General features: G+C 65.5%; 13 protein-coding genes. 9 read left to right on the top strand and 4 right to left on the bottom strand.

Annotated features, from left to right (window positions below):
- Nucleotides 1–33 precede the first annotated feature (33 nt).
- Both CH291_RS22025 and CH291_RS22020 read right to left on the bottom strand, forming a co-directional pair.
- A complete protein-coding gene (locus tag CH291_RS22025; RefSeq protein ID WP_068050784.1) occupies nt 34–840 on the bottom strand; it encodes a thioesterase family protein in 807 nt (268 codons plus the stop codon).
- Nucleotides 841–857: 17 nt separating this feature from the next.
- Nucleotides 858–1,736, bottom strand: a complete 879-nt coding sequence (locus CH291_RS22020; RefSeq protein WP_373454840.1) for a RecB family exonuclease — start codon at nt 1,734–1,736, stop codon at nt 858–860.
- Nucleotides 1,737–2,057: 321 nt separating this feature from the next.
- Between CH291_RS22020 and CH291_RS22015 the strand changes: the two genes are divergently transcribed.
- Complete coding sequence (locus CH291_RS22015; RefSeq protein ID WP_052047554.1) at nt 2,058–2,924, top strand: tRNA (adenine-N1)-methyltransferase; 867 nt, start codon at nt 2,058–2,060, stop codon at nt 2,922–2,924.
- Between the two features lie 34 nt (nt 2,925–2,958).
- On the opposite strand, the gene CH291_RS22010 is transcribed toward CH291_RS22015, so the two are convergent.
- Entirely contained in the window at nt 2,959–3,444 is a 486-nt protein-coding gene (locus CH291_RS22010; RefSeq protein WP_068050782.1) for a hypothetical protein, read from the bottom strand.
- A gap of 185 nt (nt 3,445–3,629) precedes the next feature.
- Between CH291_RS22010 and arc the strand changes: the two genes are divergently transcribed.
- The 5 genes from arc to prcA all read left to right on the top strand — a co-directional run bounded on the left by arc (nt 3,630) and on the right by prcA (nt 9,072).
- Nucleotides 3,630–5,393 carry a proteasome ATPase gene (gene arc, locus CH291_RS22005; RefSeq protein WP_068050781.1) on the top strand — a complete coding sequence of 588 codons (1,764 nt, stop codon included), beginning with the start codon at nt 3,630–3,632 and terminating at the stop codon, nt 5,391–5,393.
- 82 nt (nt 5,394–5,475) lie between these two features.
- A complete protein-coding gene (gene dop / locus CH291_RS22000) occupies nt 5,476–6,975 on the top strand; it encodes a depupylase/deamidase Dop (protein WP_068050780.1) in 1,500 nt (499 codons plus the stop codon).
- Nucleotides 6,976–7,169: 194 nt separating this feature from the next.
- A complete protein-coding gene (locus CH291_RS21995) occupies nt 7,170–7,364 on the top strand; it encodes a ubiquitin-like protein Pup (RefSeq protein ID WP_008716348.1) in 195 nt (64 codons plus the stop codon).
- A complete protein-coding gene (gene prcB / locus CH291_RS21990) occupies nt 7,361–8,302 on the top strand; it encodes a proteasome subunit beta (RefSeq protein WP_068050779.1) in 942 nt (313 codons plus the stop codon). Before CH291_RS21995 ends, prcB begins: the two co-directional genes overlap by 4 nt.
- On the top strand, nt 8,299–9,072 hold the full coding sequence (gene prcA / locus CH291_RS21985; RefSeq protein WP_068050778.1) for a proteasome subunit alpha: 774 nt from the start codon (nt 8,299–8,301) through the stop codon (nt 9,070–9,072). The genes prcB and prcA overlap by 4 nt, the downstream gene beginning before the upstream one ends.
- 33 nt (nt 9,073–9,105) lie before the next feature.
- Here prcA and CH291_RS21980 read toward each other — a convergent pair whose 3' ends face one another.
- Complete coding sequence (locus CH291_RS21980) at nt 9,106–10,575, bottom strand: bifunctional phosphatase PAP2/diacylglycerol kinase family protein (protein ID WP_094688667.1); 1,470 nt, start codon at nt 10,573–10,575, stop codon at nt 9,106–9,108.
- A gap of 98 nt (nt 10,576–10,673) precedes the next feature.
- Between CH291_RS21980 and pafA the strand changes: the two genes are divergently transcribed.
- The 3 genes from pafA (at nt 10,674) to CH291_RS21965 (ending at nt 14,086) form a co-directional block, all read left to right on the top strand.
- Nucleotides 10,674–12,032: a Pup--protein ligase gene (gene pafA, locus CH291_RS21975; protein ID WP_170944814.1), complete on the top strand. Its 1,359-nt coding sequence runs from the start codon at nt 10,674–10,676 to the stop codon at nt 12,030–12,032.
- Between the two features lie 69 nt (nt 12,033–12,101).
- Nucleotides 12,102–13,094: a helix-turn-helix transcriptional regulator gene (locus tag CH291_RS21970; protein WP_094688665.1), complete on the top strand. Its 993-nt coding sequence runs from the start codon at nt 12,102–12,104 to the stop codon at nt 13,092–13,094.
- On the top strand, nt 13,091–14,086 hold the full coding sequence (locus CH291_RS21965) for a helix-turn-helix transcriptional regulator (RefSeq protein WP_094688663.1): 996 nt from the start codon (nt 13,091–13,093) through the stop codon (nt 14,084–14,086). The genes CH291_RS21970 and CH291_RS21965 overlap by 4 nt, the downstream gene beginning before the upstream one ends.
- Nucleotides 14,087–14,137: the final 51 nt, after the last annotated feature.

The following is a 14,137-nucleotide window of genomic DNA, read 5'->3' as shown; positions in this document are numbered from 1 at the left end:
GTCACAGCGCTGACGTCTCGATCGGACGAGACGTCAGCTGCGACGTCTAACCAACACCGTCTGAGCGATGCGACCGACAGGTCCTCGTTCGTCGCTGAGGGTGCCCGCGCACATTGCGATTCCGTCCGGCCCGGTGGAGGTCTCGGCGGACACCCCGATCCAATCTCCCTGCGGCACGCGGAACACGTGCACGGTCAGATCGGTGTTCAGGAACGTCCATTCGTCGATCGGGAGCTTGGCTCCGATTCCGTTGGCGATGTCGGCAATAGAGAACAGTCTCTCCAACGGAGTCATCGATTCACCCTGCACCAGAACGGGTCTGGGCCTCGCCCACACCTGGCCCGGCCCCGGCTCGCCGAGTCCGGTGAGAGTCCTGAACTCGACGGCGTCGAGATAACCCGACGACCAGGTGCCACCGAAGGTGTAATCGACTCCGTCGCTCACCGGTCGCATCACCGGATCCCCGGAGTGTGCAACGTCGTCGGTCGGCGTGGTGCGCAATCGCCATGCGCTGCCGCGGGCCACCGCCCGCGCAGTTCCCGACGTGCCGTCCGCCCAGAGTTCCGCGACGACGAGCTCGATATTGGCACCGGGACGCTCCGTCCATGACCGGATCTCGATGTCCCCGACCGGAACCGGTCCGAGGATGTCGACGGCCACGCGACTGATACGGGTGTCCTCCCTGGCGTCGACTCGCTCGAGCGCCCGGACCAACAGGGCCGACGGCGGAGCGCCGTGTTGCATCGTCGGTGCCCACAGACTGACGGTGTGCTCGGTAGCGGTGACCCGCTCGTGGCCTTCGCTGCCGACACCGGCGGGAACGAAGAAGGCGTTCGGCAGTGCCTTCGCGGTGAGGGTCACAGCTCGGCCCCCGCCGGATCGGCAGCGGCCGTGGGCCAACCCGGATACGCCGGGGGAGTACCACCGAATTCCGGACACAGCGCCTGGTGGTCGCACCACTTGCACAACGCGCCCCGTTTGGCGCGGAAATCGCCGGTCTCGCCCGCAGCCAGAATCGCTTTCCAGATGGCCGAGAGCATGCGCTCGAACCTCCGCAACTCGCCCTCGTCCGGGGTGTAGGTCAGCTCCTGCTTGTCGGAGAGGTACATCAACTTCAGTTGTGCCGGAACGACTCCGCGCATCCGCATGATCATCAGCGCGTAGAACTTCATCTGGAACAGCGCCTTGGACTCGGTGAACTCTCGCGGTGCCCGACCGGTCTTGTAATCGACGACGCGGATCATCCCGTTCGGTGCCACGTCGATCCGATCGATGAATCCGCGCAGCGGCGTACCGTCGTCCAGCACTACCTCCACGCGCTGTTCGCAGGACTCGGGCTCGAACCGAGTGGGGTCTTCGAGCTCGTAGTACCCGGCGACCAGCGCGCGAGCCCGGTCGAGAAACGCCGGTCTTTCGTCCGCCGGAACCAGACTCTCGATGTCGGGTGACCGAGCGACCACTCGCTCCCACGCCGGATCGACGAGTTCTCGCGCAGTGGCCGGAACACGATCCTGTGCGGGCAACGCGTACAGGGCCTCCAATGCGGCATGCACCACAGTTCCCTTCACCTGAGCTTCGGTGGAGACCTCGGGAATCCGGTCGACGGCACGCAGGCGATAGAGGAGTGGGCACTGCTTGAAATCACCTGCGCGCGAAGGCGACAACGCCGGTGTACTGCGGGAGCCGGACGTCGCCGGCGACGTCTGCTCGCTGTCGCCGAGATCGAGTAGAGGCAAGTCGACGGGCGTCGACGCGGAAATACTCACGACTGCGACCCTATGCCGTTGGTCCGACATCTTCGGTCAAGGCCGTAGTCTGGCACGTCGAGTCGTCCCAGGTGCCGGACCGCAACAGGTCGGGCACCGAACAGAGCAACGAAAGCAGGTTCCGCTGTGCCGTCCGGTGATGCTGTGTCCTTCGGTGATTCCGCGTCCGCGTCGACCGACGGGCCCGAGGTCGACGCGATCGTCGATGCCCCGGTCATCGGTGCGGACGAAGTGGTCACCGCAACTGTCGACGAAATCGAACTCGACGAAGCTCTCGCGACCGATGACGACGTGCCGGTCGAGCCGGTACCGACCGGACCCGCACGCAGCGGACCGTTCCGCGTCGGAGATCGAGTCCAGCTCACCGACGGTAAGGGCCGCCACTACACGGTGGTGCTCGAGGCGGGCAAGGAGTTCCACACCCACCGGGGCGGAATCACCCACGACAAACTGCTCGGCGCCGACGAGGGCAGCGTCGTCACGTCCGTCAACGGCACCCCTTACCTCGCACTGCGGCCGCTGCTGACCGACTACGTGCTGTCGATGCCGCGTGGCGCGCAGGTCATCTACCCCAAGGACGCAGCCCAGATCGTGCACGAGGGCGACATGTTCCCCGGCGCGCGAGTGCTCGAGGCCGGTGCCGGATCGGGCGCGCTGACGTGCTCGCTGCTGCGTGCCGTCGGTACCGCAGGAACGGTCATCTCCTACGAGATCCGCCAGGACCATGCCGACTACGCGATCAAGAACGTCGAGACGTTCTTCGGCGAGCGGCCGTCCAACTGGCACCTGACGGTGGCCGACGTGGATCAGTTCGGTGTCGATCGTCCCGGCGAGCAGGTCGACCGCGTCGTCCTCGACATGCTCGCGCCATGGGACGCACTGCCTGCCGTATCGAAGGCTCTCGTCCCCGGCGGCGTGCTGCTGGTCTACGTCGCTACGGTGACGCAGTTGTCCAAGGTCGTCGAAGCCCTTCGCGCGCAGGAGTGCTGGACCGAACCCCGCTCGTGGGAGTCGATGGTGCGCGGGTGGCACGTCGTCGGATTGGCGGTTCGTCCCGAGCATCGGATGCAGGGGCACACGGCATTCCTCGTCAGTGTCCGACGCCTCGCCGAGGGCACCGTCACGCCGAAGCCTCAGCGTCGGTCCGGCAAGGGCTGACGATCCCAGCGGCGTCGCCTAGGATTCCCGGCCTCTAGGCGCAGGGTGCCTGCCCCATGGCGAGAATCTGGCAGGTACTGGCATCGGAGAGCTTCCAGTCGCCGTCGATCAGCACCCAGGTCTGCGGGGACGGGGCTGCCGTTCCCCGCGGAGTGGCGATCGCGACGTCGGCGGTGGACGTCTGGCCCTCGACCGTCGGTTCGGCAACCTCGAATGTGATGGCGCCGTAATTCGCCAGAGCCGCGGTCATCGTTTCGAGGTTGGTCAGGCGTGCCTGCCCGTTCTCGACCGAAGCCGCCTTCGTCGCCGCGTCTACGTCCGGTGCCACCAGTTGCAGCAGAGATGCTTCGAGTTCAGCCGCGGTAGGTGCTGCGACGGTGGGTGCATCGGTTGCGGGATCGCTGATTTCGGCGGCCGCCGTCGAATTGTGATCGGTGTGATCGGAATCGTCGGCCGAACTGCAGCCGGCCACCGAAATCATCGCTGCCGCGAGCGCGACACCTGCCGAGAAAATGCGCATCTTCACTGGTGAAGCCCCTGATTCCATGGTTGGTCCGCTGCTTGGTCAGGTGAGGCTAACATGAACTCGACCGACGCTCGGGTGCGGTCGAGACACACTGCTTCTCCGTCCCGATCGTGGTGTCGGTCCGCACATTCGGGCCGGTGCCGGTAGCGTTGATAGATCGTCACTGGGAGGAGTCGCTCATGAGCTCAACAGACAATCCGGATGTGGCCGCGGCCAGAGCCGAACTGGACGCCGTGCGAGCCGAAGCTGCTTCACTGCGCCGTCAACTGGGGGAGTCCCCCGAACAGGTACGCGAACTCGAAGGACGCGTCGATTCTCTGTCGCTGCGCAACGCGAAGTTGATGGACACCCTGAAAGAGGCCAGGCAACAGCTCATCGCACTTCGCGAGGAAGTGGACCGCCTCGGCCAACCGCCGAGCGGCTACGGCGTTCTGCTGAGCGTCTTCGACGACGGCACGGTGGACGTGTTCACCTCCGGACGCAAGATGAGGCTGACGTGTTCACCCAACATCGAGGCGGACTCACTGGCACCGGGACAGACGGTGCGCCTGAACGAAGCGCTCACCATCGTCGAGGCCTGCACCTTCGACCAGGTCGGCGAAATCAGCACTCTGCGTGAGCTTCTGGGCGACGGATCCCGAGCACTCGTCGTCGGTCACGCCGACGAGGAACGAGTGGTGTGGCTGGCCAAGCCGTTGATCGACATGGTCAACGACGAGGGCCCCATCGACCCGGACGAACCGTCCCGCAAACTCCGTCCCGGCGACTCCCTGCTCGTCGACACCAAGGCCGGCTACGCCTTCGAGCGTGTCCCCAAGGCCGAGGTCGAGGACCTGGTCCTCGAGGAGGTGCCCGACGTCGGATACGAGGACATCGGTGGTCTCGGTCGGCAGATCGAGCAGATTCGCGACGCCGTCGAACTCCCGTTCCTGCACAAGGATCTGTTTCGCGAGTACTCCTTGCGTCCGCCCAAGGGTGTGCTGCTCTACGGCCCTCCCGGCTGCGGAAAGACGTTGATCGCCAAGGCGGTTGCCAACTCGTTGGCCAAGAAGATCGCCGAGGCCCGCGGCCAGGACGCCAAGGAAGCGAAGTCGTTCTTCCTCAACATCAAGGGCCCCGAGCTGCTCAACAAGTTCGTCGGCGAGACCGAGCGTCACATCCGCATGATCTTCCAGCGTGCACGGGAGAAGGCGTCCGAGGGCACCCCGGTCATCGTGTTCTTCGACGAGATGGACTCGATCTTCCGCACCCGTGGTTCGGGCGTCTCGTCCGACGTCGAGACGACGGTGGTCCCGCAGCTGCTCGCCGAGATCGACGGCGTGGAGGGGCTGGAGAACGTCATCGTGATCGGTGCCTCCAACCGTGAAGACATGATCGACCCCGCGATCCTGCGGCCCGGTCGCCTGGACGTGAAGATCAAGATCGAGCGGCCGGACGCCGAATCGGCGCAGGACATCTTCTCCAAGTACCTGACCGACTCGCTGCCGGTCAACGCCGACGATGTCGCAGAGTTCGGCGGAGATCGCGCTGCCTGCATCCGAGGGATGATCGACCGCGTCGTCGAGCGCATGTACGCCGAAAGCGACGACAACCGCTTCCTCGAGGTGACGTATGCCAACGGAGACAAGGAAGTTCTGTACTTCAAGGACTTCAATTCCGGTGCCATGATCCAGAACATCGTCGACCGCGCCAAGAAGTACGCCATCAAGTCGGTACTCGAGACCGGCAACGGCGGGCTGCGCATTCAACACCTTTTCGACTCCATCGTCGACGAATTCGCCGAGAACGAGGACCTACCGAACACCACGAATCCGGACGACTGGGCTCGAATCTCCGGCAAGAAGGGCGAGCGGATCGTCTACATCCGCACGCTGGTCACCGGCAAGAACGCCAGCGCGAGCCGGGCGATCGACACCGAGGCCAACACCGGCCAGTATCTGTAGCTTCGTCGAACACCACTTTCGGGGCGCGTCCGCACAGGGCGCGCCCCGAAAGCGCTCTGCGGCCGACGTCTAGGCTCGACATATGCAGCGCATCATCGGTATCGAGGTCGAGTACGGCATATCTTCGCCCACCGAACCCACCGCCAACCCGATCCTGACATCGACCCAGGCAGTGCTCGCCTACGCGGCAGCCGCCGGGGTACCCCGGGCCAAGCGCACACGCTGGGACTACGAGGTCGAGTCGCCGCTGCGTGATGCCCGCGGATTCGACCTCGGGCGCTTCAGCGGCCCGGCACCGGTGATCGACGCCGACGAGATCGGCGCGGCCAACATGATTCTCACCAACGGTGCCCGCCTGTACGTCGACCACGCGCACCCCGAGTACTCCGCCCCGGAGGTACGCGATCCGTTGGACGCAGTGATCTGGGACAAGGCCGGCGAGCGCGTCATGGAGGCCGCCGCTCGCCACGCCTCGAGTGTGCCCGGTGCCCCGCGCCTGCAGCTCTACAAGAACAACGTCGACGGTAAGGGCGCGTCGTACGGCACCCACGAGAACTACCTGATGTCGCGCGAGACGCCGTTCTCGGCGGTCATCGCCGGTCTGTCTCCGTTCTTCGCCTCCAGGCAGGTCATCACCGGATCGGGACGCGTCGGAATCGGCCAGTCCGGTGACGAAGCGGGCTTCCAACTCTCGCAGCGGGCGGATTACATCGAGGTGGAGGTGGGCCTCGAGACCACCCTGAAGCGCGGCATCATCAACACGCGCGACGAACCACACGCGGACGCGGACAAGTACCGCCGCCTGCATTGCATCATCGGCGACGCCAATCTCGCCGAGATGTCGACCTACCTCAAGGTCGGCACCACCGCGCTCGTGCTCGATCTCATCGAAGCAGGGGTCGATCTGTCCGATCTGCAGCTGGCCAGGCCGGTGACCGCAGTCCATCAGATCAGCCACGATCCGACGCTGCGTAAGGCCGTCGCGCTCGCCGACGGCCGCGAGCTGACCGGGCTTGCGCTGCAGCGGATCTACCACCAGCGTGCTGCGAAGTTCGTGGCCGCCGAGGGCAGCGACGACGCGCGCGCTCTGGATGTGCTCGACAAGTGGGCGATGGTCCTCGACCTTCTCGAACGCGATCCGATGGAGTGCGCCCATCTGTTGGACTGGCCCGCGAAATTGCGCCTGCTCGAAGGGTTCCGCCAGCGGGAGGGGCTCGGGTGGTCGGCTCCTCGGCTGCATCTGGTGGACCTGCAGTATTCCGATGTTCGCCTGGACAAAGGCCTGTACAACCGGCTGGTTGCTCGTGGGTCGATGGATCGACTGGTCACCGAGCAGCAGGTGCTCGATGCCGTCGGCACGCCGCCGGATGATACGAGGGCGTACTTCCGCGGTGAGTGCCTGCGCAAGTTCGGTGCCGACATCGCCGCCGCGAGCTGGGACTCGGTCATCTTCGATCTCGGCGGCGACTCCCTTGTCCGCATCCCGACCCTCGAGCCGCTTCGAGGCACGAAATCGCACGTCGGTGCGCTGCTCGAGTCGGTCGACAGTGCCGCCGAACTCGTCGATCAGCTCACCAACTGACGCGCCCGACGACCGGTACCGACTATTCGCGGTGTCTTGCCGACCGACGGAGTCGGTCTGTCGGTAGGGTAAAGGTCCGTGCACTTTCGGCGGAACGTTCGGTTGCACTTGCACATCCACGACGGTGCACCTCGGATCGACCGGTGAGAGTGCAGTAGATCTGTTTTCTCGATACACGGAGGAGGTCGGCGACTATGGCACAGGAGCAGACACGGCGCTCTGGCGGCGGCGACGACGATGAGGTTCCAGGCGACACCGGAGCCGGTGGTCAGGAACGACGCGAGAAGCTGGCCGAGGAGACCGACGACCTTCTCGACGAGATCGACGACGTGCTCGAGGAAAACGCCGAGGACTTCGTGCGCGCCTACGTTCAGAAGGGCGGCCAGTGACGGTGGATCGTTCGGACCCACGGTCGGCCGGCGACGGAACGGCGATTCCGTTCGGGTCGAGCAGCTCGTCGTTCTCCGATTATCTTCGTCAGCACGCCCCTCATCTGTTGCCCGAGAGCGGTATCGCAGCGGACCTGGCGTCCCACACCGCGAACGGCGGGTCGGACAAGTCCGGTATTGCCCCGCACGGGACGACGATCGTCGCGCTGACCTACGCGGGCGGCGTTCTGATCGCGGGTGACCGGCGAGCCACGCAGGGCAATCTGATCGCCAATCGCGACATGCAGAAGGTCTACGTCACCGACGATTACTCCGCAGCGGGTATCGCCGGAACTGCCGGCATAGCGATCGAACTGGTGCGGCTCTTCGCCGTCGAACTCGAGCACTACGAGAAGATCGAGGGCGTGCCGCTCACATTCAACGGCAAGGCCAACAAGCTGTCGTCGATGGTCCGAAGCAATCTCGGTGCCGCGATGCAAGGGCTCGCCGCGGTCCCGCTGTTGGTCGGATTCGACATCGACATCTCGGATCCGGATCGTGCCGGACGAATTGTGTCCTACGACGTGGTCGGCGGGCGATACGAGGAGCGTTCGGGCTACCACGCGGTGGGATCGGGATCGCTGTTCGCCAAGTCCGCGCTCAAGAAGCTCTATCGCCCCGGAATGACCGAGGAGGAGGCGATTCGCGCAGCGGTGGAATCGCTGTACGACGCCGCCGACGACGACTCGGCCACCGGTGGTCCTGACGTCACCCGCGGGATCTACCCGACGGCTGTCGCCATCACCAGCGTCGGTGCGGACGATGTTGCGCACGACAGGATTTCGGCCGCGGCTCGGTCCGTCCTCGCGGAGCGGACCGAGAGCGCCGCACATTCCGGCGGTGCCGAGCATCACACCCGGGCCGGTCAGCAAGTGAGCGAAGGGGGTAGCGCACCATGACGATGCCGTACTACGCATCTGCCGAACAGATCATGCGCGATCGTTCGGAGTTGGCGCGCAAGGGAATCGGCCGCGGCCGCAGCGTCATCGTGCTGACGTACGCGGACGGGGTGCTCTTCGTGGCCGAGAACCGTTCGACCGCGTTGCACAAGGTGAGCGAACTGTACGACCGGATCGGTTTCGCGGCCGTGGGCAAGTACAACGAGTTCGAGAACCTGCGCAAGGCCGGAATTCAGCACGCCGACATCAAGGGATACACCTACGATCGGCGTGACGTGACCGGCCGTTCGCTCGCCAAGACGTACGCCCAAGCACTCGGCACGATCTTCACCGAGCAGCTCAAGCCGTACGAGGTCGAGATCTGTGTCGCGGAGGTCTCGCATCAGGACGAGCCGATCGCGACCCAGCTCTACCGCATCACCTACGACGGATCCATCGTCGACGAGCAGGATTTCGTCGTCATGGGCGGAACGACCGAGCCGATCGTGGCTGCGCTCAAGGACACGTACCGTTCCGGACTCGACCTGGCCGACGCGGTCCGTGTCGCCGTCGACGCACTCACGGCAGGTCCGGCGACGCCGCCTGCGGCGGGCGGTGAGCCGGAGAAGAAGGTTCTCGAAGTATCGGCGCTCGAGGTTGCGGTGCTGGACCAGGGTCGGCCGAGGCGAGCGTTCCGACGCATAGCCGGAGCTGCGCTCGAGGACATGTTGCCGACGCCGTCTGCGGCGGCCGAGGCAGTGACCGATACCGAAGCGGCACCGCCCTCCTGATCGGTGGCCCCGATTTTCCCACGGTCTCGCGCTCTATCGCTTCCGATAGAGCGCGAGACCGTTCTCGTCACTGGTGAACTCGAACCACGTTCCGTCGCCCACCACTTCGCCGTCGGCCGCCAGCGCAACCGGGGTGCCCTCCACCTCGACGGTCAGTTTCTTCACCGCTCGACGGACGTAGGCGGGTGACGAGCCGAGGGTGCCGGTCAACGTTGCCCACAGCAGTCTGGTTCTCGATGCCTTCGGCTCCGACGGTAGAAACCTGACATCGAGGGTTCCGGTGTGAATGCTGCTGCGAGACATAGGAACTTGATCTGCCGGTACGTAGTTGCCGTTGCCCACGAACAGCATCCAGACCGAATGCCTGGTGCCGTCGAGCCCGATGTTCAGTGGTTCCGCAGCCGCCAGCACCCTCGTCATCGCAATGGCGGCGGCCGGCCATTTGCCGATTCGGCGCTGCAACTTCTGACGCAGCCGCACCGAGTCGGGGTAGCCACCGAAAGTAGCGGTGTTGACGAACGACACGCTGCGGCCGTCGACGGACACCTCGGCGATGTCGACCAGTTCCGCGGTGCCCGCTTCCACAGCGGCAGCGGTGTCCTCCACGACGGTCAGCCCGGTGTCGCGAGCGAAGTGGTTGAGGGTGCCGCCCGGAAATGCTGCGAGCGGCAACCCGTTGCGTACCGCCGACGCGGCGACGCTGACCACTGTTCCGTCGCCGCCGCAGACACCGAGCGCACGCGGGGAGGTGCTCCGAATTCGCTGCTCGAGTTGCTCGTTGAAGTCCCGGTCGGGATCGGGGACGAACAGATCTGCGTCGGGAAGTGCTCGACGGATCGAGTCGAGCACGGCTTCCGAGTCGTCGCCCGAACCCGGATTGACGAGCACCAGCAGCCCCCGGCCGCCCGGCAGCGGCTCGACGTCGACCGGCGAGCCCAGATCGGCGGGCTTGCCCGACCGCACGGCCCACCAGCGACGGGTGGACAACGCGATGGCCGAGCCGAGAGCGGCACCGGCGATGACGTCTGTCGGCCAGTGCACCCCGACGTGGACCCGCGAGTAACACACCGCAGCCGCAACGGGCGCCAGCAGCACACCCGCTACCGGGGATTCGATTGCCACCGCCGTGACGAACGCAGCCGCCGACGCCGAATGACCGGAGGGGAACGACGACGACACCGGTGGAGCCAGCACCTGACGCAGGACGGGAACCGACTCGGAATCCGGACGAGTTCGCGGAAACAACGGTTTGAGCAGGCCGTTCGCGACCGAGCTCGCACCTGCCAGAGCGACGAGACCCCGAACGCCCCCGCGTCGGGCCGGGCCACCTGCAGCCACGAGAAGCGCAGCCGCACCGAGCCACAGACGACCGTGATCGGCGGCGTTGCTCAGCGCGCGCAGGCCGCCGTCCGCCCGGCTCTGCCGCAGAGCGGCACTTCGTGCCACCAGGGACAGATCCCACGCGTGAACGGCCGTCGAGATCGAGGTGCGCGTGGAAGTCATGACGCCCAGCCTAAGCACGTGCGACGACATCCTCACCGACAGACGACATCGGGGCGCTCCGACACATCGTTTCGAGGGTTGCGTTGTAGTGTCGAAGTGTGCAGCGACGAATTATGGGCATCGAGACAGAGTTCGGTGTCACATGTACTTTCCACGGACATCGACGCCTGAGTCCGGACGAAGTGGCTCGCTATCTGTTCCGCCGAGTCGTCTCGTGGGGTCGCAGCTCGAATGTGTTCCTTCGCAACGGTGCCCGCCTGTACCTCGATGTGGGCTCGCACCCCGAGTACGCCACCGCCGAGTGCGACAGTCTGCTGCAGTTGGTCACCCACGACCGCGCCGGCGAACGGGTACTGGAAGACCTGCTGATCGATGCCGAGCAGCGCCTGGCAGAGGAGGGCATCGGCGGCGATATCTACCTGTTCAAGAACAACACCGACTCGGCCGGCAACTCGTACGGCTGCCACGAGAACTTCCTGGTCCAGCGAGCGGGGGAGTTCTCCCGAATCTCGGACGTTCTGCTGCCGTTCCTGGTCACGCGTCAATTGATCTGCGGCGCAGGCAAGGTACTGCAGACGCCGAAGGCTGCGACGTTCTGCCTGTCGCAGCGCGCCGAGCACATCTGGGAGGGCGTCTCCTCGGCCACCACTCGTTCGCGGCCGATCATCAACACTCGCGACGAGCCGCACGCCGACGCCGAGAAGTACCGCCGGCTGCACGTCATCGTGGGCGACTCCAACATGGCCGAGACCTCGACGATGCTCAAGGTCGGAACGGCGGCCCTCGTTCTCGAGATGATCGAAGCGGGAGTGTCCTTCCGAGACTTCGCACTGGACAATCCGATTCGCGCCATTCGGGAGGTCAGCCACGATCTCACCGGACGCCGTCCCGTTCGACTCGCCGGCGGACGACAGGCCAGCGCCCTCGACATTCAGCGTGAGTACTACGCGCGAGCCGTCGAGCATCTCAAGACACGCGAGCCGAACACTCAGGTGGAGCAGGTCGTCGATCTGTGGGGACGCACGCTCGACGCCATCGAGACACAGGATTTCGCGAAGGTCGACACCGAGATCGACTGGGTCATCAAGCGCAAGCTGTTCCAGCGTTACCAGGACCGGTACTCGATGGAGCTGTCCGATCCCAAGATCGCACAGTTGGACCTGGCGTACCACGACATCAAGCGTGGCCGGGGGGTCTTCGACCTGTTGCAGCGCAAGGGTCTTGCGAAGAGAGTCACCGAGGACGAGCAGATCGACGAGGCCGTCGATCTACCGCCTCAGACCACCCGAGCCAAGCTGCGCGGAGAATTCATCACGGCCGCCCAGGAGGCAGGTCGCGACTTCACGGTCGACTGGGTGCACCTCAAGCTCAACGATCAGGCTCAGCGAACCGTGCTCTGCAAGGACCCGTTCCGCTCGGTCGACGAGCGGGTCGAGCGGTTGATCGCGTCGATGTAGCCAGGTGGACCTCCGGTAGCTCGGGTCGCTACCGCTCGGTCCTCCGATGAGCAACTAGGCTCGACTGTCGTGGCCACCACCAAAGTCGAACGCCTGATGAACCTGGTCATCTGTCTGTTGTCGACACGTCAGTTCCTGACCGCGGAGTGGATCCGCGAGAGCGTTGCCGGGTACGACGACTCCACCAGCCACGAGGCGTTCAGCCGGATGTTCGAGCGGGACAAGAACGAACTGCGTGACCTCGGAGTCCCGTTGGAGACCGGCACTGCCACCAGGTTCGGGGGCGTCGAGGGCTATCGCATCAACCGCGACGCGTACGAACTGCCCGACATCGACCTCACCAGCGCGGAATCGGCCGCCGTCGCGGTCGCCGTCAAACTGTGGGAATCACCGGAGCTCACCTCCGCGGCGCAGAGCGCGCTGCTCAAACTTCGAGCGGCGGGAATCCAGGTCGACCAGAGCGAGTCCGCTGCGGCGGTGACCGCGGTTCCCGCACGCACCCGGGGCTCGGAACCTGCGCTGGGTGCCTTGCTGGCCGCGATCGACGACGGTAGATCGGTACGTTTCCAACACCGACCCTCGCTGACCGAGCCGTTCACCACCAGAACCGTCCAGCCGTGGGGTGTCGTGACGTTTCGCGGCCGCTGGTATCTGGTGGGACACGACGTGGATCGCAACGACACCCGCACGTTCCGCCTCTCCCGAATCGGCGACGACGTCAAACCGTTCGGCACCGCGCAGAGCGTGCGCAAGCCCGACGGCATCGACCTGCAGGACATCGTCCGCCGAGTGGCGGGCACGTCCTCGGTCTCGGGCACGGCCCGGGTATGGCTGCACGACGGCAAGGCGCTGGAACTACGCAGGATGGGAACGGTGGTGGGTGTGCAGAGTCTCGGTGCCCGCAGCGGCACCGTCGTGGAGGTTCCCGTGCGGTCCTGGGACTGGATCTCGCGGTTGATAGCAGGTCACGGCGCGGATGCGGTGGTACTCGAACCCGCCGAACTGCGCGCCGACGTGATCTCGACACTGCGGACAGCGGCCGATGTGGAGAACGAGCGATGAGCGCGCGACTGTCGGTTCGGCTGGCCAGGTTGCTCAACATGGTGCCGTTCTTCATGGCCAATCCCGGGTTGAGCGCCGAGGAGGCCGCCCAGGAGCTGGGGGTGTCGACGGCGACGCTGATGGCCGATCTCAATCAGCTCTGGATGTGCGGTCTACCCGGCTACGGCCCGGGTGATCTCATCGATCTGTCGTTCTCCGAGGAGAGCATCGACGTGACGTTCTCGGCCGGCATCGATCGACCGCTGCGCCTGACGTCGACCGAGGCGACGGCCCTGCTGGTTGCACTTCGATCTCTGACGTCGATGCCAGGGATGGTCGACCCGTCCGCCGCTCAGCGCGCGATCGCGAAGATCGAGACCGCGGCAGGATCGGCGGCGGCCAACGTGCCACTCTCGTCCGATCACGACGGCACGGATACGGAGGAGGGACCGGTCCCTGCCACCGTCCGATCCGCATTGCGGCACCGGCACGCTCTGGAACTGACGTATTACTCCGCGTCGCGGGACGTCCTGACCGAGCGGACCGTGGACCCGATCAGGACGGTGGTCGTCGACGACAACAGCTATGTCCAGGCGTGGTGCCGAAGCGCCGAGGGTGTTCGGCTGTTCCGGTTCGACCGCATCGACTCGGCAACCGAACTCGACGAACCGTCCGCGCCGCCGGAATCGGTGCAGGACGAGGACGCCTTCGAGATCTTCAACGACGATCCCTCGCTGTCGCAGGCGCGGCTGAAGGTCTCACCTGCATTCACCTGGATCCTGGACTACTACCCGATGACACAGGTCGCGGCGGATGCGGACGGGTCGATCGTGGTCACGATGCGATTCGCCACGCTGCAGTGGATGACACGGTTGACGTTGGGCTTCGGCGGCGGAGTCACGGTACTGGCACCTGAATCCTTGGTGAACTCCGTCCGCGACCGAGCACGTTCGGCCCTGGACGCGTACGCAGAGTTCGACGCGACCAGCGCAGACGGTCCCGTCGCCACATGAACACCTGGCAAACCCGGACCCGCCGCTGCCGAAGTCGGCACCCGTGGTCGG

This window comes from Rhodococcus sp. 14-1411-2a (assembly GCF_002259485.1).
In the GTDB taxonomy this organism is placed as follows: domain Bacteria; phylum Actinomycetota; class Actinomycetes; order Mycobacteriales; family Mycobacteriaceae; genus Rhodococcoides.
The sequence above is the reverse complement of the archived record's forward strand: the minus strand, read 5'-3'. Positions and strand labels throughout refer to the sequence as shown.